This is a genomic window from Flintibacter muris (assembly GCF_943192995.1).
In the GTDB taxonomy this organism is placed as follows: Bacteria; Bacillota; Clostridia; order Oscillospirales; family Oscillospiraceae; genus Lawsonibacter; species Lawsonibacter muris.
Genome location: NZ_CALPCP010000052.1, coordinates 1 through 19658, shown reverse-complemented (window position 1 = coordinate 19658; position 19658 = coordinate 1). Strand labels below are relative to the sequence as shown.

Below are 19658 nucleotides of genomic sequence, written 5' to 3'. Positions count from 1 at the left end.
TCCTCACCCCTTATTCCCTATTTTATCATCTTTACATGAAAAAGTCTGCCGGTAGGCAGACTTTTTCGACAAGCTGGGCTCCAATGTTTTACATTGGAGCTTTTTTCATGTTCAAGGGTCAAAAAAAGTCAAAAAAAGAGAGTGGAATTGGAAAATTCAGGAAGAAACAGGATTATCGTTCCTGTACGAAAACGGAAAAATCCGGTACGATTACTATATCGGAGGAGAGGAAGGTGCTGAGGGCAGTATTTGGGATGAACCTGAAATATCACAGGACACGCCAAGGTCTGACCCAGGAGGAGGCTGCAGCAAGGTGCAAGATCAGCAGTGAATACTGGGGCAAGATGGAGCGTGGCGCACAGGCGGCTACAGTAGATACGATTGAGAAGGTAAGCGTTGGTTTGAACATTAATGCGAGGGATCTGTTTAACGAGAGTATATCATAGACATTGATAATGGAGGAAAAAAAGATGGCTGCTGAAATCTACAACTTACTGTACCAGCTTGGCGTAACTGCGAATTATACAGGTTTTTTCTATACCGCTTACGCGGTTTCCCTATGCGCAGAACAGCCCGACCGGCTGCTTCTGGTGACAAAATGGTTGTACCCAGAGGTGGCCAGGCAGTACAAAACGACCTGGAAAGCGGTGGAGCGAAACATCCGGAGCGTAGGCGTTATTATCTGGCAGGAAAACCGACCGCTGTTGGAGCATTTGGCCCATAGGAATTTAGACAAAAAGCCCCGTACCACACAAATGCTGGCGATTCTGGCCTCCTCCCTGAATTCCAGCCGTCTGGCGGCCCAGGAATTGGATGAGCCGGCCGCCGTCCAGGAGGACGACCCATTGCCTCAGCTCCAGGCCGGAAGCGGCGGGCCCTCTTCGGTTCCAATCGCCTAGCGGGCGCGTGGAACCGGCTGCGCAAATCCCTGGCGGAGGCCATGGCCTCTGTCAGGGATTTTGTCATGACAGCGAACTTCAAATTCCTGCGCCGACCCTACATATGGCAGCAAATCTGATGATTGCCATAGATATCCAAATACGCGTGGGGCAGCGTCAACAATCTCGGGTGTCATTCAGGGAAAACAGCGGTTACATCTTGCGCAGGCGGAAGGTTTTGACCAGCTGTCTCAACACATTGGCCTGGGCGTTCAGCTCCTGGCTGGTGGCCGCGCTCTCCTCCGCGGTGGAGGAGTTGGTCTGCACAACGCTGGCAATCTGCCCGATCTGATCCTGGATTTGCTCCACCGCGCCCGCCTGCGTCTGCGCGTCGGCGGCGATCCCGTTGATGGTCTCCACAATTCCGTGGGCGCCGGTTACCACATTTTCCAGCTGCCTGGCGGTGGCGTCTGCAATCTGCGTCCCCTGATTCACAGCGGAAATGGAGCGCCCAATCAGCGCCGAGGTGGACTGAGAGGCCTCCGCGCTCTTGGCGGCCAGGTTGCGGACCTCGTCGGCGACCACGGCAAAGCCCTTCCCCGCCGTGCCGGCCCGGGCCGCCTCCACAGCGGCGTTGAGGGCCAGGATATTGGTCTGGAAGGCAATGTCCTCAATCGTCTTGATGATCTTTTCAATCTCATTGGAGCTGTGGGTAATTTCTCCCATGGCGGCAATCATTTCCTGCATCTTCTGATTGCCCTCGGCCAGCTGCCGGCCCATTCCGCCCACCTGCTCCCGCGCCCGCTGGGCGTTGTCCGCAGTCTGCTTGACGCTCTCCGCCACAGACCGTATGGTCTCCTCCAGCCCCTCCACGGCGCCGCTTTGTTCCATGGAGCCCTGGCTGAGGGCCTGTGCGGCGGTGGACATCTGCTCCGCCCCGCCGGACACATACTCGGCGCTGGTGACAATCTGGCCAATGGTACCGTTGAGCTTTTGGAGGATATCGTTCAAAGAGGTGCGGATCGAGGCGAAATCCCCCACATATTCCTGGGTGATCTGCGCCGTCAGATCGCCGCCTGCAATGGCCTCCAGCATATTGGATATCTCCCCAATATAGTTTCTCAGGCGGCTGATGGTATTATCAAAGCATTTGGACAAAATTCCGATTTCGTCGTTGGACTCAATTCCCACCATCATGGTCTGGTGCTGATTCAGCCCCAGATCTCCCTGCTCCAGCGTCCGGGCCAGGATGGTCAGGCGGAAGAGGGGGTTGGAAACCGCCCTTTTTATGTAGGCGCCAATGATAAAAATACCGATCATAATCAGCACAAAACCGGCCACACATGACAGCACAACGGTCAGCCCAATCTGCCTTGCGGCGGACGACATAGAGATTCCCGCAAAAATCAGGCCGTTGATCTGTCCGTTTTCGTCATAGGTGGGGACATAGGAGCACAGATGATTTTCTCCCAAAATAGAAGCCCGCCCCACATAGCTTTCCCCCTGCTCCAGCACTATCTTCGCAACATCGCTGGACAGGCGGGTACCCACGGCCCTCTGCCCGTTTTGCTGGATGGTGGTATAGGCCCGCTCGTCCCCGTGGAAAATGGTAAACTCACATCCCATTTCCTTTTTGAGGGCGTCCAAAAGCGCCGTTTTATCCTCGTCGCCGGAATAGGTTGACAGCTCATAAGCCAGCACGTTTGTGCCGCTTACGCATTCATTTTGCATCATGGACATGGTGAGCCGGTAAAACATCAGCACACACAGCATCACAACCAGAGTGATGCTCACGCCCAGCATTGCCGCAACCAGGTTTCCCACCTTGCGGCCAATGCGCTTGATCTTTTGATTCTCGATTCCACTTTGTGCGATAGGTGCCATATATTTCACTCCTGACGTATTTTTAGTTCTGACAATCCTATGATTTTTGTTTTAAAACAGTCCTCAGCCGCATCAGCGCGCTGTGTCAACATACATAGATACCGAAAGCTCCCTGGTTTACCCCGGGAGCCCCCTTATATTCCCACCTCGTCTCTCCTTTCCCTGTGTGCTTGCCTATAAGCAGAATAAAAGCCGCTCGATCCACCAGTTAAGGCTTGACACAGGGGTTAGCTGGCGGACGATTGACTATGCGGCCAGTATACCATAGTTTACTTTTAAAGAAAAGTGATTTTTATATGGAGTTTCGGTGTTTTTTCCTTCTGGCTCTTGACTTTCAGCGCTCCCGCTCCCCATCAGAATGCTCCAAATAGCGGATATTTTTTTGAATGGACGCGGCGTATTTGCCATGTTATAATAGAGGAAGAAGCTTACCGGCGGATATCGTCTGAAAAGAGGGGGAATTTTTGTGAAAAAACCTTTGATTGAAGGCTGTGTGGACTCCTACGCCTCCTGCCTGGCGGCGTACCGGGGCGGGGCAGACCGGCTGGAGCTGTGCGCCAACCTGGCCATTGGCGGCACAACGCCCTCCCAGAGCCTGTTTCAGCAGGTGCACAGAGACTGCCCCATCCCGGTCAACGTTCTGATCCGCCCCCGTTTTGGAGATTTTCTCTACTCAGACGCGGAGCTGGAGGAGATGCGGGGAGAAATCCGCCGGTTTCGTGACATGGGGGCCAACGGCGTGGTAATCGGCGTGCTCACTCCGGATGGAAATCTGGACCGGGACGCCATAAGCCGGCTGATGGACTGCGCCGGGGAGCTGGACGTCACCCTTCACCGGGCCTTTGACATGACAAGAGACCCTGCAAAAGCGCTGGAGGACGCCGTCGGACTGGGGTGTCGGACGGTCTTGACCTCAGGCCAGACGAAAAACGCGGGGGAAGGGGCGCAGCTGCTGAAACAGCTGGTTGCCCAGGCGGCAGGGCGGATCGACATTATGGCCGGCTGCGGCGTCAAAAAGGAAAATATCGCCGCAATCCACGCACATACCGGAATTCGGAGCTTTCACACCACCGGGCGGAAAGGGGCTGTTGACAGCGCAATGCGCTACCGCAAGGCCGGGGTATCCATGGGCCTGCCCTCCCTTTCGGAGTATGAGCTTTGGCGGACGGATGAGGAGGAATTCCGGGCCTGCGCACAAATTGTACACAGCCTTTAAAGGGCGCAGAGCCATATGGTTTGAACCTTTTCCCAAAGGGAGAGGTTTGGACCATTTTTGTTGGACAGTCAGCGGCAAAAGAACGCATGGATTGCTATAGATTCCCGCGGCGGTTTTGATGTATGATAGGGGTGACCATCATGATGGGGGGAAAATACTATGAAATACGGCCACTTTGACCAGCAAAAGCGGGAGTATGTGATCGACCGTGTGGACGTGCCCGTCTCCTGAACCAACTATCTGGGGTTGGAGGAGCTGTGCGCCGTGGTCAACCACACCGCAGGGGGCTACCTCTTCTTCAAAAGTCCGGAGCACCACCGGATTACCCGGTTCCGCCCCAACGGCGTGCCCATGGACCGCCCCGGCCACTATATCTACCTCCGGGACGACGAGACGGGGGAGTACTGGTCTGTCTCCTGGCAGCCCGGCGGCGCAAAATGATAAAATTGAGATACGTCAGAGCGAACCATACTCCTACTGCCAGTTTATCATGGGCTCCGACCACACCGCCTTTGGCCGGGCCCGGCACCCCTTTATGACCGGCTCCGGCGGCTGGCGGGCAATTATCGGCGACGGTTTTACCAAGGCCAACGTCCAGCTGCTCACCGCAGCCCTGGCCTGGAAGATGAAGCAGGAGGGGGTGGCCCAGCGGGGATTCCTGATGGGCTATGACAGGCGGTTTCTCTCCCGGGAGGCTGCCCACTGGGCCGCTGAGGTGATGGCGGGGGCGGGCGTACCCTGTATGGTAGTGGAGCGGGAGGCCCCCACGCCGCTGATTATGTTTGCCGTGCGCTATTATGAGCTGCCCTGCGGCATGGCGGTTACCGCCAGCCACAACCCCGCCCTGTACAACGGGGTAAAAGTCTTTGTCCAGGGGGGGCGGGACGCCCTCTTCGGGGGCCGTCTCCCCGCGCCCAACAGCAAGACCCTGACCGGCCTGCAAAACTTTGTGCTGGAAAACGGCTGTGATATCGGCATTGCCACCGACGGCGACGCCGACCGCCTGGGGGTTATTGACGACCGGGGAGAGTTCCTTCACCCCAACAAGATTCTGGTGCTGCTGTACTACTATCTGCTGCGCTACAAGGGCTGGCACGGGGCGGCGGCTGGGTGGTCAGCCGCTTCTCGGGCACCGAGCCGCTGCTGCGGGTGTTCTGCGAAATAGACTCGGCCGGCCGCGCGGCGGAGATTGCCCGGTGCATGGAGGCCTTTTTGGGCCTGGAGGGCCGGAATATCGAATAAACATGCTTCTGGTGGTCCCGCATTTGTCAGGTCATAAAGTGTTCAGCTGGACAACGGCCCCAGCTCCTCCGGCGGGACGCCCAGCAGCAGCAGCGCTCCGGCGGCGGCCAGGGCGGGCAACTCCTCCGCTCCCGGCTCCAGCGTCAACGGGAACTCCTGGCGTTCCACCAGCTGGCCGTCCACGGTCACCAGCTCCCGTTGGAGGGCGGCCCACAGGGTGTCCCCCTCCCGGCTGGAAATGGTCAGGCTGTCCCGGGGGGACACGCCGTAGCTCACCGCGCTGGCTGCCCGGGGAGCTACGCCTCCCATCCCCCCTGGCAGCAGCGCCGTGCGGCACTGCCGGGGCAGCTTCATCCCCCGGGTGGCCGCCCGCGGAGATACCACCAGCAGGGCGGGGTGCTGTTGGCTGATATGGGTCTTCCGTCCGGCCCCACGGGACGACAGGGCGCATAAAATAGCCTGCTCAATTCCCTCTTTGTCCTCGATCACTTGAAAAAGTTCCATGTTTCTCTCCCCTTTCCCGTCAGTTTTCGCTTTTTTGCATATTTTATACGCCGCCGTTTGTCAAGAGAAATGAGAAAACATTTTTAAAATACAGGGGTGGGAAGTCAGGAAAAACAGCAGCGAAAAGCTCTGCGCGGTGTGGAGTCCAAGCGTTATATCCCTCAATTTCCTTGCAGCTGTCACTTTATCACGCTGCTTGCGCCGTCTACCACGAATATGCTGTTAGCATCCAGAGGCACACGCCCTGGCCGGCCAAGTTGGTTGTTCTGTTTCAATAGTTCAATAAAGTCCTCAAACAGGCTTAGCTTTGGAAGCGGTTATTCGACGTTATTCACACAGAGGGTAACAGAGCAAAATTTCCCGACTTTTACTGATATATTTTTGAACAATATGGAAAAAAGGCTTGTAAATGTCTGGAATGTTTCGTATAATAGTGACAGAAGGCCCACGGAATGGAGGTGCAGTGTACATGTCACTCAGGAGCAAATTGAGATCTCTGTTATACCCCGCCGCGTCGGAGAAGGAGGAAGAGAAAGAACCCATTCAGGCCGTACCGGAGGCGGAAAGCCCTGCGGCGCCGCCCCCTGTTATTCTGGATCCGGATCTGCTGGACCTGCCACAGGAGCACCCCATCTTTCGGCTGTATCAGCTCAACGAAACAAGTATGGAACAACTGCCCGCCCCCAGTCTCCGACTGGACCGGGACGGCGTGCTGCCGCCGGAGGTCGTGAAGCGGGAGAAGGGGAGGATCCGGGGCTCCTTGAACAAGATATGCAGCGACCGGCTGAAGGAGATCACCCGCCGGGAGTCCGCCGCCCAAAGGGCCGCCCAGGCCCCGTCCGGCGCCAAGAGCCAGGAGCCCCCGCCGCCCCTGGACGCAGGGGCCCACATATTCCTCTCATCGGAGTCCCTGTATGCATGGCTGCTTGCACTCCCCCCGGTGGAACAGGGCGAGGGGCTGTCTGAACAGATGCTCCAGCATGCGCTGGCAGACCAGGGTGTCCGCTGGGGCGTGGATACCCAGCTGCTCCAGCACCTCAGTCAGGCGGAGGACCGGTATTTTACACTGCATCTTATTGCGACAGGCAAGCCCGCTGTTAACGGCGAGAACGGAAAGGTCGTAGATTGTTTTCCCCGGTCCACCCAGCAGCTGCTGGAGCCGGACGAGAACGACCAGGTGGATTACGCCTCCTTGAACCTTGTCCGCAGCGTGGAAAAGGGACAGGAGATCTGCCGCCTTATCCTTCCCACAGAGGGCGAACCGGGCCGCACCGTGCTGGACCAGGAGATCTCCGCCAAAAGCGGGCGGGCGGTCTCCCTGCCCAAGGGGAAGAACACGCAGGTCAGCGAGGACGGACTCTCTCTGCTCTCCACTCTTGACGGACATTTGGAGTACAGCGGAAACTGTTTCCATGTGAAACCGGTGTGGGATGTTCCTGGCGATGTGGATTTTTCCACCGGCAACATCAATTTTAACGGGGATGTGACCATCAGAGGCGATATTCTCAGCGGCTTTACCGTCCGGGCCAAGGGCAGTATCCATGTGGACGGCTCGGTGGAGGCGGGCAGCACAGTGGAGGCCGGCGGCGACTTGATTGTGGCCAAGGGCATCCTGGGGGATGGGAGTACAGTGATCCGTTCCCAACGGAGCGTTTTCGCCAAGTATATTGAAAATTCCACCATTTTTGTCCGGGAAAGCCTGCAAACCGACTGCATTGTCAACGGCCAGGTGTACTGCGGCGGGCAAGTTGTGGTCCGCTCCGGTCGGGGTGACATCGCTGGCGGCCAGATCTGGGCGGCCAAGCTGGTCAGTGCCCAGGCCATCGGCTCACCGTCAGAGCGCCCCACATCCATCATTCTGGGCGGCCGCCCCTGCGTCAGCTTCGAGCGTGAGACCCTTCAGCAGGAGCTTCAGGCTGTGGCGGCGGAGCGGGAGAAGCTGAAAAATCAGTTGGACAGTCCGGTCAAGTCGGGCCAGATGGGCCGGCTCAAGATTCGCGCCTCTGCGGCGGAGATCAAACTGAAGCAGCTGGAGGACAGTAATCCGGAGGGCAGTCCAAACCCGGCGGACAAGGCCCCTAAGCGAAGCTCCGGACGCATGGAGTGCGGCATCGCCTACCCCGGAGTGGACATCACCTTTGGGGATCAGACCTTCCGCCTGCGAAATGAGACCCGCCAGTGTGTCGCCAAGCTGGTTAACGGCGAGATCGTTGTGATGTAGCGGAGCAAAAGGCAACCATCCGTGTTATACTGACACAACGCAGGGACTTGGACCAGTTGGTCCAAGTCCCTGCGTTTTTAGTCAGCCTTGGGTGGGCGACCTACAGAATTCGATTTTTGGCAGAATAAGTGTAAAGGAAACCGTAGATAAAAGGCAAAAGCCATAGCCATTTTAGCGCCACAGGCTAACCCGCAGTTTTTTTGACATTTGCTATATAGGTAATGTATCTTATTGCGGTCAGTTCCAGCGTCTGGACTGCTTCAACGCTTCCAGCTCCCTGGCAATCTCCTCCTCGCTCAGGCCCATGTTCCGGCGCATCTGGTCCTCCACCATTTTCAGCTCTTCCTCGGGAGTGATGCCGCTTCCGCCGTTGCTCAGTCCAAAGTAACCAATCACGCTGTCATGGTTTGCGTCGTAAACCGGGATCAGGATGGTCTCAGGCTGTGTCTTCAGCCACTCCATATAGGCTAACGCGTCATCCGGGTTGTTCACCTCGCCGGGATAGCCTCCAAAGCTCAGGTCGTCCTTGACTGCATATCCCTCTTTTCCGTTGGTGGCCACAACCAGCACCAGATCCGGGTCATATCCAACAACAATATTGTCCATGGCGGTTCCATAGGTCTCCCCCTTGGTGTTCACAGGGTAGACGCCGTCAGGCAAACGCTCCCGGATTTCTCTCTCCATGTAGGTGATCTGCACAATATAGCGGGTTCCGTTTATCCTGCCGGACACATAGTCACCTGGATACAGGCTGTGTGCAGCTTCCAGATACTTCCCCAGCTTATCCCCGTCCTCAAAGCTGTCCACGGTAAATTCCGTCCACTGAGGAATCTCACCTTCCGGCACGCCCCAACGGTTTTCCAGAGCGGCCGGCGCAGGCTCCTGAGATGTGGATGTTTGGAGTTCGGAGCTGTCATTCCGGGCTGCCGGGGCATTGTCCGCAGCCGGCCTGACAGAAGGCTCAAACTGCATGGCCGGGTCCACTGGACTGCCGTCCATCAGGATGGCAAAGTGAAGAACTGGGCCGGTAGCCTTTCCGGTGGCTCCTACGGCACCGATGGTCTCCCCCTGCTTCACCGTCTGCCCCACTTCAACATCCCGCCGGTCCAGGTGGGCGTAGAGGGTGCTGGTACTGTCGCTGTGGGAGAGCTCCACCAGGCTGCCGTAAGTGGAGTCCAGCTCTGACCGGGTTACCGTGCCGCTCTTGGCCGCATAGACGCTGGTACCTTTGGGGGCGGCAATATCAATGCCCGGATGGTCCTTGACCTCGCCGGTCACAGGGTGTACAGTCCGCTCTGTAAAGGGATAGGAAATCTCCCGATATTCCTGGGGCAGGGGCCAGAGCAAGCCGGCCTCGCTGGGAACAGCCGCCGGGCTGTCCCCTTGGGGCTGGCCCTCCACCGGCGCGGGAGCCGGCTGGGGAACCCCGTCGGACACGACGGCCTGGGGCAGCTTCTCCATGCGCTCAGACTCCGGGGCTCTGGAGGTGGCAAACACAGCTGTCACGCCGGTCACCAGCATCACGGCGGTGAGAATGGCCGCCACGGACTTCTTTTTCATCTTCATAATGGCGCGAATCCTTTCTTCCATATGATTTTTTGTGGTATAGGTGATACAAAACGGAGAAAATTTGCTCTCCGCCGCCGCAAGAAGGGCATAGGCATAATTTCTTCGGTTTTCCAGCCCCAGAATACGGATCACCCGCTCGTCACAGGCCAGTTCCAGGTCCCGGTTGGCCAGGAAATACATGGCCCACACCAGGGGGTTGAACCAGTGGATGCACAGGGCGGCTGTCAGCAGCAGCTTCCAGAACAGGTCGCCCCGGCGGATGTGGACATACTCATGGGTAAGAATACAGCTCAGCTGGTTCTGATCGGACCAGTCGGTGTCCTCAGGCAGCAAAATTACAGGGCGCAGCAGCCCGTAGGCCATGGGGGCGCTCACCGCCTGGCTCACTCTAATTTGCACGGGAAACAGGGTGGGGTGCTCCCTCTGCCAGCGGAGGAGAAAGTCATCCTCCGCCGGGACCGCGTCCCAGAACCGGCGCAGGGCCCACAGGTAGGCGGCGGTAAAAAACAGCACGCTCAGGGCTGCGCCCGTCCAGTACACAGCGGCAATCGGGGAGATGACTCTTGCCTCCATCTCCTGCTCAGAGACAACCGCAGGGAGCGTCCAGCTCTCCTCCCAGAGGTGCTCCGGGGCATCAAAGGGGTGGTCTTCCCAGTCGGTTGGGGCATTGGGAGCGGGGGACAGAACCGGTGTCTGCTCCGTCTCCGCCGGACGGATCATCTCTCCAACCCACGCCGCCCCGGTGTACACACTGATGGGCGACGGGAGGGCAGCCGGAATCAGCAGGCGGCACAGCGCCGCCCCCCACAGCAGCAGAAATGTCCACTTGGGCACCCGGTGCAGCAGATACCGCCGCACTGCCAGGATAGCGGCAATCAGTACCCCGCCCCCGGCGCTCATTTCCAAAATGTTCATGGCGGCCACCTCACTCCAGCTCGTCAATCAGCGCCCGGAGACGCCGGACCTCCTCCGGGGGCAGCCGCTTGCCGCTGAGCAGCGAGGCAAACAGCATACTGGCTGAGCCGTCAAACACCTTTTCCACCAGCTCGGCGGCGGCGGCGGCCTGGGCCTCCTCCCGGCGGACCAGAGGAACACACTGGAAGTTGGGCTCCCGGCGCTCAACGGCCCCCTTGTCAACACACTTTTTGATAACAGTGTAGGTGGTGTTTTTGTTCCAGCCCACCCTGTCGCTCAGCTTTGCGGCGATCTCTTTGGCGGTGAGGGGCGCGTCCGCCTCCCACAGCACCTCCATCACCCTGCGCTCGGAATCGAACAGCTTCGGCTCCATGATGTACTCCTCCTTGTTCAGACTATCGCAATAGTTTATATGTATACTACCACAATAGTCCCGTCCTGTCAAGACTATTTCAGTAGTCTAAAAAATTTGGCACCCCCTATGATTAGTTTGCAGGCACCCGAAAGGGGCCAGCAAGCTAATTTTTTTTATTCCTTAATCCAAAGAAAACCGTCAAGGAGGGCCAAAAAATGAAAGTTACCAGCAAGCAGGAGGCCTGGAACAAGGTCAATGAGATTTTCCCCACCGACTATGAGCAGGACCTGGGCAGCAGCGACCGGGCGGGATACCCCATCTATCGGAGCACCGCTGAGGGTCACTACTATGACTACATCTGCGACCTGGGCAACCGCCTGGAGGTCAACCTGGACAGCTCCCACCTTGCCACGGTCAACATCTGGATTGAGGAGCCCGCCAAGGCGGAGGACAACGTCCAGGCGGGTGCGGAGGCGATGCACGCCGCCAAGGCTCTGGGCCAGACCATCAGCCCCCTCTATGACAACCGGCAATTCACCCTCATCACCCTTTGCGTGGACGGTGACCGCTACATTGCAAATGACACCATGCGCAAGGTCTATGACGGCCTCAAGCGGGGTGAGAGCTGGCTGGCCGGTGACCTCATCGCCAGCTACTGTGAGGCCCAGGGCATCCGCTGGGGCACCATCCAGGGCATCAGCATTGACCACTATGCCCACGGGAAGAACGGCGAGAACGGCGGCCACTTCATTGTCCAGGGCTATGTTGCCCTCCGGGAGCCCGATTAAGGGCCCCCGGACGCCACGCCATCAATCCAACATGAAAAGAGGTGAAACACATGGCAGGCTACGCTTTCCGCACGTTACAAGCTCGGAAAGACCTCCAGACCCTTTGGGAAAACGGCAACACGGTCAAGGACCTGGCGGCGGCCTTAAAGGTGCCCCTCTCCACGGTCTATACCGAATTGCGGCGGGGCCGCACGGGGGACCGGCTCCCGGACCAGCGCCTCAAGTATGACGCCGACCTGGCCCAGCTCACCATGCAGCAGGAGCTTGAGCGGAGGGGAACGCAGAGCTGCCGCTGAGGCATATGGCTGGTGTGGCGGCCTTTGCCGGTGGGGGACTACCTGCAAGCTCAAAGCCCTTGACCGATATGCAGAAAGCATTGGCGCAAAGGTGTATGTTGGCATAGCGGCAGACGAACATGACCGGCTCAAAAAAGAACGAAAGCCCTATAAAATCTTCCCTCTTGCCAGCTACAAGCTGACAGAGGCCGCCTGTCTGGAGCTGTGCTATGCGGCGGGCTACTTTTGGGAGGAAGATGGCGGTGCTGGTGTTGTCCGTCTATATGACATCCTGGACCGTGTTTCCTGTTGGTGCTGTTGTAATAAAAACCTCAAAGAACTGCGAAACATCCGCAAATATCTCCCTTTGTACTGGGAAAAGCTCAAAGACCTACAACGCCAGTTAGAACGTCCCATGAAAGGCTTTTATAAAGGCCAGCCCCGTGGTGTGTTCGAGCTGGGAGAACGCTTTATGAAAGAGGAGGCCGAACATGAAAAAGCGCAAGAAATACCAGCACCGGGACAAGCCCTGGATGTGTGACCCTGGGATGTGTGACCACTGTGTCTATATCGGGGAGGGTGACTTTATCTGTGACAAGGGCCCCGGTGAGCCGGTCATCGTGGTGGAGGACTGGGTGCCCAATGAGGACGCCGGGCGTTGCCGGAGGGGCCGGTGAGCGGCTTTAAGGTGGCGGAGGTGGCCAACAGCAAAAATGATGAGTTTTACACCCCGGCCTATGCAATCACCCCTCTGCTCCGGCATCTCCCCCCCCCTTACTCAGACCGGCCCATCTCTATATGGTGCCCGTTTGACACGGAGGAAAGCCTTTTCGTGCGGATTTTCCGCTTGTTTGGCTACCAGGTGACCGCCACGCACCTCTCCACCGGCAAGGACTTCTTTTCCACGGAGCCCCCGGCCTGTGACTACATAATCAGCAACCCGCCCTATTCCCTCAAGGGAGAGGTGCTGGAACGGCTTTTTGACCTGGGCAAGCCCTTTGCCATGCTGGTGGGGGTGGTGGGCCTCTTTGAAAGCCAGCGGCGGTTTGAAATGTTCAGAGCGCACGACTTTGAAATTATGTATTTCAACCGCCGGGTGGCCTATTTCAAAAGCTATGAGGACCCCGCCCCCTCCCTAAATCCTCCGTTCAGCAGCGTTTATGTGTGCAAGGGCATCCTGCCCAAAACCATTGTTTTTGAAGAAATCGCAAAGAGGTGACCCAAATGGCAAGAAACAAATACCCTGGCCGCTGCTACTGCTGCGGGACCTGGACCCCGCCCGGCTATGGCCACTTTGAGCGCCACGCCGGACACTGGCGCATCAAGTGCGTCAAGTGCGCCAGCGGGCGGGTCCTCACCGACAAGGACCCCGGCGTGAAGTGGGCCCAGAGAGCCGTAAAGGAGGCCCATGATGCCTGACAACAAAAACCCTTTTCTCAACGCCAGCGGCTACCCGGACCCCACGGCCTACCACGCATTAAAGCCCATCATCCGTGAGGAGGCGGAGCTGGACGGAAAGGTCAATTTCCTCATCAAAGTCCTCAAGTACATCATAGCGGAAAGCGGCTTTGAGCTGCTGGCCCGCATTGAGCTCCGGGACAAAAGGACGGGGAGGTGCTTTCGGTGAGGGACGCCATTGCCATTGACTTTGACGGCTGCCTGTGTGTGAACGCATACCCCGGCATCGGAGCTCCCAACTGGGCCGTGATTGCCAAGGCCAAGGAACGGCAGACCGCCGGGGCCGGGCTCATTCTCTGGACATGCCGGGAGGGCACGCTGCTCCAGGCCGCCGTGGACGCCTGCAAAGGCTGGGGCCTGACCTTTGACGCCATCAATGAGAGCCTGCCGGACTGGATTGAGGCCTATGGCACCCGGCCCCGCAAGGTGGGGGCCACCGAATACTGGGATGACCGGGCGGTGCTTGCCCCCGTGCCCAATGAGCCCCTGACCCTGGCAGAGCTGCGGAAAATGGACGGGGAGCCCGTATGGTGTGAGGACTTCGGATGCTGGGGAATAGTCAGCGTAGCCTCAAGAGGGAATTGGAAAAATAGGCCGTTTCTTTTGGGGCTCCAGCATGGCGTAAAGTTTGAATACGATATAGGCCGCCGAAAGCTAAAGCTATACCGCCATAAGTTGTAAGACCACGAAAAGGAGTAACCCTCCATGCAATATGACCGCAAAATAACAATCTCCGCCGGAAACAACCGGCGGGCCATGAACTGGACGCCTCAGACCATGCTCATTTCTGAGCTGTGGGCCCGGCTCCGGACCCCGGCCAGAGGCACGGAGCCCCTGGCGGAATATCTGAATATGAAAAAGGCCCAGCAGGATGACCTCAAGGACGTGGGCGGCTTTATGGCGGGGACCCTCTCCGGCCCCCGCCGCAAGGCCAACGCCGTGACCGGGCGGGACATCCTGACCCTGGACCTGGACAACATCCCCGCCGGCGGCACGGAGGACGTACTGCGCCGGGTGGATGGCCTGGGCTGCGGCTATTGCATCTATTCCACCCGGAAACACAGCCCGGCGGCCCCCCGGCTCCGGGTCCTGCTGCCCCTTGACCGTACCGTGTCAGCGGACGAGTATGAGCCCCTGGCCCGCAAAGCGGCGGAGTTTATAGGCATGGAGCTCATGGACCCCACCACCTTTGAGGTGTCCCGGCTCATGTATTGGCCCTCCTGCTGCGCTGACAGCCAATATATTTATCTCTGGCAGGACCGGCCCCTCATCTCCGCCAATGGCCTGCTGGCCAAATATGAGGACTGGCGTGACTGTGCCCTCTGGCCGCAAGTGCCGGGCGCTGTGAGCCTCCCCAAGCTGGCCGTCAAGCAGGGTGACCCGGAGGGCAAAAAGGGCGTGGTGGGGGCTTTCTGCCGCACCTATGACGTTTTCCGGGCCATGGATGAGCTCATCCCCGGAATGTATGAGCCCGTGGACAATATGCCGGGCCGCTACACCTACCTGGGCGGCTCCACCACCGGCGGGGCCGTGGTCTATGACAACGGCAAATTTCTGTATAGCCACCACGCCACGGACCCCTGCTCCAACCGGCTGGTCAACGCCTTTGACCTTGTGCGCCTGCATCGCTTTGGGGACAAGGACGATGAGGCCCAGCCGGGGACGCCCACCAACCGCCTGCCCTCCTATGTGGCCATGTGTGAGCTGGCCGTGCAGGACGCCGGTGTGGCCGCCCTCATGAGCCAGGAGCGCTACCAGGAGGCCGTGCAGGACTTTGAGGGCGTGGCCGGGGACAATGATGAGGACCCCGCCAACTGGATGACCCTGCTGGCCTTGAACACCCAGACGGGGCTCCCCAAGGCCACCATTGACAACGTGTGGATTATCCTGGAGCATGACCCTCTCCTAAAAGGCCGCTTTGCCCTCAACCGCTTTGCGGGCCGGGGTGAGGTCCTGGGGGCCCTCCCATGGGACGCCCGCACGGTCCGCCGCCTCTGGGATGACAATGACAATGAGGGCCTTTATTGGTACATGGAGCGATACCACCACATCACCGGCAACGGGAAGATTGACGGGGCCCTCTCCCTCCACGCCACCGCCCACGCCTTTAATGAGGTGCAGGACTTTTTGAGCGGTCTGGCCTGGGACGGGGTGCCCCGGCTTGACACCCTTTTCATTGACTACCTGGGGGCCGCTGATACCCCATACACCAGGGCGGTGACCCGCAAGGCGTTTACCGCCGCCGTGACCCGTGCCATGATACCCGGCAGCAAGTATGACAATATGCTCATCCTGGCCGGGCCCCAGGGCCTGGGCAAGAGCACCCTGCTGGATAAGATGAGCCGGGGCTGGTTTAATGACAGCATCCGCACCTTTGAGGGCAAGGAGGCCTCTGAGCTCTTGCAGGGGGTGTGGCTGGTGGAAATATCGGAGCTTGACGCTTTCCGGCGCACGGACGTGGCCCGCATCAAGCAGTTTTTGAGCCTGCGGACGGACCGTTTCCGGGCCGCCTATGGCCGCCACGTCAAGGAGCTGCCCCGGTGCTGTGTCTTTTTCGGCACCACCAACACCAAGGACTTTTTACAGGACCGCACGGGAAACCGCCGCTTTTGGCCGGTGGACGTGGGGGTGGCCCCGGTCACCAAGGGCGTCTGGACGGACTTGCCCGGTGAGATTGACCAGCTCTGGGCGGAGGCCAAGGTCCGCTGGCAACTGGGGGAGCCCCTATACCTCAGCGGGGAGCTGGAGGAGGCCGCCAAGGTCAAGCAGGAGGAACACCGGGAAGTCAGCGCCCGTGAGGGCATCATCATGGACTTCCTGAGCCGCCAGGTGCCGGAGGACTGGCAGAGCTGGCCCCTGGACCGCCGCCGGATGTTTTGGGCGGGCTCCGTGCAGGGTGACATCAAGCTGGTGGACCGTGACCGGGTGTGTGCCCTTGAGGTGTGGTGTGAGGCCCTGGACGGCAGGCAAAAGGATATGCGATACAGTGACACGGCGGAAATCAACAGCATCCTTGAGGCCGCCGCCGGGTGGGAAAAGTCCACCAAGGCCATGCGCTGCGGCTACTGCGGAGTACAGCGTGGCTTTAGAAAAACCGTGTAACATTGCCTGTAACATCGTGTAACATTGGCCGCTGAATGTTACACGGACCCCGTAACATGTTACGCTGAATGTTACAGTCAATGTTACGGCTCAAACCCTTGCGGCGCAAGGCTTTGAGGCATTTTGTAACATTGTAACATTCATTTCCTATTAACCGTAAAACAGAGGATTTAGAGAGTATATAGACCGCCTAAATCGCCTGATGCGTATAAAAGTATAGAAAAACGCTGAATGTTACTACAAGGAGGCGAAAGCGTGAAAGAAAGTCAAATTGAGAGCTACATGGTCCGCAAGGTGAAAGAGCACGGCGGCCTGTGTTTCAAGTTTGTTTCTCCCGGCAATCCTGGTGTGCCTGACCGCATCGTCATCACCCCAGCCGGAAAGACCATTTATGTGGAGCTCAAAACGGAAATCGGGAGGCTGGCCAAGGTGCAGAAATGGCAGCGGAGCGAACTGGAGAAACGGGGGGCGGATGTCCGGGTGCTTTTTGGGATGGACGCCGTGAAAGATTTTTTGAGGGAGGTTTTTGGGGATGCAGTACATACCGCATAACTACCAGGCCTATTGCATCCAGCTTGTGACGGACCTCTCCGCCGTTGGTTTGTTCCTGCGGCCCGGCCTGGGCAAAACCAGCATCACGCTTTCCGCCGTCAACATCCTCAAGTATTTCCGCTGGCAGGTGTCCAAGGTGCTGGTGGTGGCCCCCAAAAAGGTGGCGGAGGCCACCTGGCAAAAGGAGGCGGCACGGTGGGACCACCTGCAACACCTGCGCATCTCCACGGTGCTGGGGAGCACGTCCAAGCGCATAAAGGCCCTCAGCACCCCGGCGGACATCTACGTCATCAACCGGGAAAATGTGGAGTGGCTGGTGGACTACTACCAGCAGGCCTGGCCCTTTGACATGGTGGTCCTGGATGAGAGTACCAGCTTTAAGAACTCCCAGAGCAAGCGCTTTAAGGCCATGCGGCGGGTCCGCCGTTTCATCAAGCGGATGGTCCTGCTGACCGGCACGCCGTCCTCCAAGGGCCTCATTGACCTGTGGGCCCAGGTGTATCTCCTGGACGGTGGTGAGCGTCTGGGGCCTACCCTGAGCGCCTACCGGGAGCGATACTTTGACCCGGACCAGCGGAGCCGGACCCAGATTTTCAGCTACAAGGCCAAGGACGGAGCGGAGAGCGCCGTGCTGGCGGCCATTTCTGACATCTGCATTTCCATGAAAGCGGAGGACTACCTGCAACTGCCGGACTTCATCCAGCATGAAATCCCGGTGATGCTGGATGCCAAGGCCAAGCGGGACTATGACCAATTTGAGCGAGACCTGCTGCTGGAGGTGGATGAGGACATCATCACGGCGGGCACCGCTGGGGTGCTGGTGGGGAAACTTTTGCAGTATTGCAACGGGGCCGTCTACAACAACGATGGCAAGGTGGTCCCGGTCCATGATTGCAAGCTGGACGCCTATGTGGAGCTGCTGGAGCAGTTTGACGGGGAGCATTGTTTGACGTTCTACGGCTACCAGCACGACAAGGACCGCATCCTGGAGCGGCTGGAGAGGTACAACAAGGGCCGCCGGGACAAGCTGCGGGTGAGGGTCTACAAGGGCACGGAGGATGAGGACGCCTGGAACAACGGGGAGGTGGACGTGCTGCTGGTGCACCCGGCAAGCTGCGCCTATGGTCTAAATCTCCAGGCCGGGGGCCGTCATGTGGTGTGGTATGGCCTCAACTGGTCCTTTGAACTGAATGACCAGGGAAATTGCCGCCTATACCGCCAGGGCTCCCCCTTTGACAAGGTTTTCGTGCATTACCTGGTGGTCCAGGACTGCGAGGATGAGGATGTCATGGAAACGATACGGGACCGGGCGGACACCCATGAGGCGGTCATGCGGGCCCTAAAGGCCAGAATTAAGAAAATCAAGGAGGAAACAACAAAATGAGCAGTATTGTGATGGATAAGGAAACGATTTTCACCGATGAGCTCATCCGGGAAAACGCCCGGCTGACCGTCCAGCATGAGGCGGACCTGCTGAGGGCTGACCAACTGGAGGAGCGGCTGGCGTCTGCGCCGTCCGCCCAGGACATCCAGCAGGCCGTGGAGCGGGCCCACATCGCTGAGGACAAGCTGGGTGGCGTCAACGCCATGCTCCGCCGGGCCCTTGATGACCTGCATTTTGTCATGGCGGGCGGCGATGCCTGCAAGGTGTGCGCCTGCAAGTGCACTTTCGGCACGGGTGAGTGCAAGCCTGTCTGGAAAGGTGAGGAGGCGGAGGAATGACCCTAAAGGAGCTGTCCCAGCTTTACTATTTCAACCGGGAGATTGAAATGGACCAGCGCCGCCTCCGTGAGCTTGAGGCCAGGGCCCTGCCGGGGGCTCAGGTCATCACCGGGATGCCTCACGGCACCGGCGTGGTGGACAAGGTGGGGGAATGTGCGGCGGAAATCGCTGACCTGCGGGGCATCATTGAGGCCAAGCACCAGCAATGCCTTTATGAGCGGAGCCGTTTGGAGCGTTACATAGCGGGCATTGATGACAGTTTTCTCCGGCAGGTGTTCACCTATCGCTTTATCAGCGGATTGCCCTGGCGGCAGGTGGCAGCCTGCATCGGCGGAGGGAACACGGAGGACGGATGCCGCAAGGCCGTGAAACGCTATCTGGAACGGTGACACGGGGGCGAATGTGTAACAAAATTCAATTTGTCCGTTTTGTCCGCTTTGTCTGTGGTATTCTGTATAAGCGGGTGTATGCCTCAAGGTGCAGCACCTCCTTGGTTGACGGCGGCAAGGTGATGGAAGATGAAACCCGGACCCTTGCCGCTGTCATTTATTTTGATTTGGGGTGGTGAGAATGGCCAAGCTGACACCAAAGCAGGAGCGGTTTGTGGATGAGTACCTGGTGGACCTCAACGCCACCGCCGCCGCCAAGCGGGCGGGGTACAGTGAAAAGAGTGCGTCCAGGATAGCGATTGAACTACTCAATAAAACTCACGTTTCTGCGGCCATTCAAGCACGCCGGGACAAGCTGAGGGGAAAGCTGGAAATCACCCAGGAGGCGGTGTTGCAGGAGCTGGCGTCCATCGCTTTTGCCAACGGAACGGATTTTGTAACGGTCACCGGGGCCGGGCTCCTTTGCGTAAAGGCCACCAGTGAGGTGCCAAAGAACAAGCTCCCTGCCATTGCCGGTATCAAGTACAGCCAACTGGGCATTGAGATAAAGCTGCATGACAAGGTGAGGGCCCTGGAGCTGCTGGGCAA

The 19658-nt window shown here is 58.5% G+C and carries 24 protein-coding genes; 20 read left to right on the top strand and 4 right to left on the bottom strand.

Annotated features, from left to right (window positions below):
• Both NFS22_RS21045 and NFS22_RS21040 read left to right on the top strand, forming a co-directional pair.
• Window positions 1-446 (top strand): helix-turn-helix domain-containing protein (locus NFS22_RS21045; protein WP_251319647.1); only part of this gene is annotated, 446 nt, incomplete at its 5' end.
• A gap of 24 nt (window positions 447-470) precedes the next feature.
• A complete protein-coding gene (locus NFS22_RS21040; protein ID WP_251319646.1) occupies window positions 471-899 on the top strand; it encodes a sporulation initiation factor Spo0A C-terminal domain-containing protein in 429 nt (142 codons plus the stop codon).
• A 192-nt stretch (window positions 900-1091) separates the two neighbouring features.
• Here the strand turns inward: NFS22_RS21040 and NFS22_RS21035 are convergent, their stop codons facing one another.
• Complete coding sequence (locus tag NFS22_RS21035) at window positions 1092-2762, bottom strand: methyl-accepting chemotaxis protein (protein ID WP_251319645.1); 1671 nt, start codon at window positions 2760-2762, stop codon at window positions 1092-1094.
• Between the two features lie 466 nt (window positions 2763-3228).
• On the opposite strand from NFS22_RS21035, the gene NFS22_RS21030 reads away from it, so the two are divergent.
• The 4 genes from NFS22_RS21030 to NFS22_RS24180 all read left to right on the top strand — a co-directional run bounded on the left by NFS22_RS21030 (window position 3229) and on the right by NFS22_RS24180 (window position 5220).
• Entirely contained in the window at window positions 3229-3978 is a 750-nt protein-coding gene (locus NFS22_RS21030) for a copper homeostasis protein CutC (protein WP_251319644.1), read from the top strand.
• Between the two features lie 240 nt (window positions 3979-4218).
• Window positions 4219-4419, top strand: coding sequence for a hypothetical protein (locus NFS22_RS21025; protein ID WP_338148050.1), 201 nt, complete (start codon window positions 4219-4221; stop codon window positions 4417-4419).
• On the top strand, window positions 4349-5143 hold the full coding sequence (locus tag NFS22_RS21015; protein WP_338148049.1) for a GH36-type glycosyl hydrolase domain-containing protein: 795 nt from the start codon (window positions 4349-4351) through the stop codon (window positions 5141-5143). The genes NFS22_RS21025 and NFS22_RS21015 overlap by 71 nt, the downstream gene beginning before the upstream one ends.
• Window positions 5089-5220, top strand: a complete 132-nt coding sequence (locus NFS22_RS24180) for a hypothetical protein (RefSeq protein ID WP_420908899.1) — start codon at window positions 5089-5091, stop codon at window positions 5218-5220. The genes NFS22_RS21015 and NFS22_RS24180 overlap by 55 nt, the downstream gene beginning before the upstream one ends.
• 42 nt (window positions 5221-5262) lie before the next feature.
• Here the strand turns inward: NFS22_RS24180 and NFS22_RS21010 are convergent, their stop codons facing one another.
• Entirely contained in the window at window positions 5263-5724 is a 462-nt protein-coding gene (locus NFS22_RS21010) for a hypothetical protein (protein WP_251319643.1), read from the bottom strand.
• Between the two features lie 487 nt (window positions 5725-6211).
• On the opposite strand from NFS22_RS21010, the gene NFS22_RS21005 reads away from it, so the two are divergent.
• Window positions 6212-7945 (top strand): DUF342 domain-containing protein, encoded by a 1734-nt coding sequence (locus tag NFS22_RS21005; protein ID WP_251319642.1) that lies wholly within the window; start codon window positions 6212-6214, stop codon window positions 7943-7945.
• A gap of 237 nt (window positions 7946-8182) precedes the next feature.
• Here the strand turns inward: NFS22_RS21005 and NFS22_RS21000 are convergent, their stop codons facing one another.
• Window positions 8183-10429 carry a M23/M56 family metallopeptidase gene (locus NFS22_RS21000; protein WP_251319641.1) on the bottom strand — a complete coding sequence of 749 codons (2247 nt, stop codon included), beginning with the start codon at window positions 10427-10429 and terminating at the stop codon, window positions 8183-8185.
• Between the two features lie 10 nt (window positions 10430-10439).
• Entirely contained in the window at window positions 10440-10802 is a 363-nt protein-coding gene (locus NFS22_RS20995; RefSeq protein WP_251319640.1) for a BlaI/MecI/CopY family transcriptional regulator, read from the bottom strand.
• 197 nt (window positions 10803-10999) lie between these two features.
• On the opposite strand from NFS22_RS20995, the gene NFS22_RS20990 reads away from it, so the two are divergent.
• From NFS22_RS20990 to NFS22_RS20930, 13 genes are all read left to right on the top strand, one after another.
• Window positions 11000-11572: a hypothetical protein gene (locus NFS22_RS20990; RefSeq protein ID WP_160233261.1), complete on the top strand. Its 573-nt coding sequence runs from the start codon at window positions 11000-11002 to the stop codon at window positions 11570-11572.
• Window positions 11573-11622: 50 nt separating this feature from the next.
• The gene (locus tag NFS22_RS20985) at window positions 11623-11868 is read left to right on the top strand and encodes a helix-turn-helix domain-containing protein (protein ID WP_160233260.1); all 246 of its coding nucleotides are present in this window, start codon (window positions 11623-11625) and stop codon (window positions 11866-11868) included.
• Window positions 11869-12338: 470 nt separating this feature from the next.
• Window positions 12339-12524, top strand: coding sequence for a hypothetical protein (locus tag NFS22_RS20980; RefSeq protein ID WP_251319639.1), 186 nt, complete (start codon window positions 12339-12341; stop codon window positions 12522-12524).
• Window positions 12521-13066 (top strand): sugar-phospahte nucleotidyltransferase, encoded by a 546-nt coding sequence (locus NFS22_RS20975; RefSeq protein ID WP_251319638.1) that lies wholly within the window; start codon window positions 12521-12523, stop codon window positions 13064-13066. Before NFS22_RS20980 ends, NFS22_RS20975 begins: the two co-directional genes overlap by 4 nt.
• 5 nt (window positions 13067-13071) lie before the next feature.
• On the top strand, window positions 13072-13266 hold the full coding sequence (locus NFS22_RS20970; RefSeq protein ID WP_160233010.1) for a hypothetical protein: 195 nt from the start codon (window positions 13072-13074) through the stop codon (window positions 13264-13266).
• The gene (locus tag NFS22_RS20965) at window positions 13259-13474 is read left to right on the top strand and encodes a hypothetical protein (protein WP_160233011.1); all 216 of its coding nucleotides are present in this window, start codon (window positions 13259-13261) and stop codon (window positions 13472-13474) included. The genes NFS22_RS20970 and NFS22_RS20965 overlap by 8 nt, the downstream gene beginning before the upstream one ends.
• Entirely contained in the window at window positions 13471-13986 is a 516-nt protein-coding gene (locus tag NFS22_RS20960; RefSeq protein WP_251319637.1) for a hypothetical protein, read from the top strand. Before NFS22_RS20965 ends, NFS22_RS20960 begins: the two co-directional genes overlap by 4 nt.
• A gap of 24 nt (window positions 13987-14010) precedes the next feature.
• Window positions 14011-16407 (top strand): virulence-associated E family protein, encoded by a 2397-nt coding sequence (locus tag NFS22_RS20955; RefSeq protein ID WP_160233012.1) that lies wholly within the window; start codon window positions 14011-14013, stop codon window positions 16405-16407.
• A 255-nt stretch (window positions 16408-16662) separates the two neighbouring features.
• Window positions 16663-16959 (top strand): PDDEXK family nuclease, encoded by a 297-nt coding sequence (locus NFS22_RS20950; protein WP_160233013.1) that lies wholly within the window; start codon window positions 16663-16665, stop codon window positions 16957-16959.
• The gene (locus tag NFS22_RS20945; RefSeq protein WP_251319636.1) at window positions 16940-18343 is read left to right on the top strand and encodes a DEAD/DEAH box helicase; all 1404 of its coding nucleotides are present in this window, start codon (window positions 16940-16942) and stop codon (window positions 18341-18343) included. Before NFS22_RS20950 ends, NFS22_RS20945 begins: the two co-directional genes overlap by 20 nt.
• A complete protein-coding gene (locus NFS22_RS20940) occupies window positions 18340-18681 on the top strand; it encodes a hypothetical protein (protein WP_160233015.1) in 342 nt (113 codons plus the stop codon). The genes NFS22_RS20945 and NFS22_RS20940 overlap by 4 nt, the downstream gene beginning before the upstream one ends.
• Entirely contained in the window at window positions 18678-19070 is a 393-nt protein-coding gene (locus NFS22_RS20935; protein WP_251319635.1) for a hypothetical protein, read from the top strand. The genes NFS22_RS20940 and NFS22_RS20935 overlap by 4 nt, the downstream gene beginning before the upstream one ends.
• Before the next feature lie 181 nt (window positions 19071-19251).
• A partial coding sequence (locus tag NFS22_RS20930) for a terminase small subunit (protein WP_251319634.1) occupies window positions 19252-19658 on the top strand: 407 nt, incomplete at its 3' end.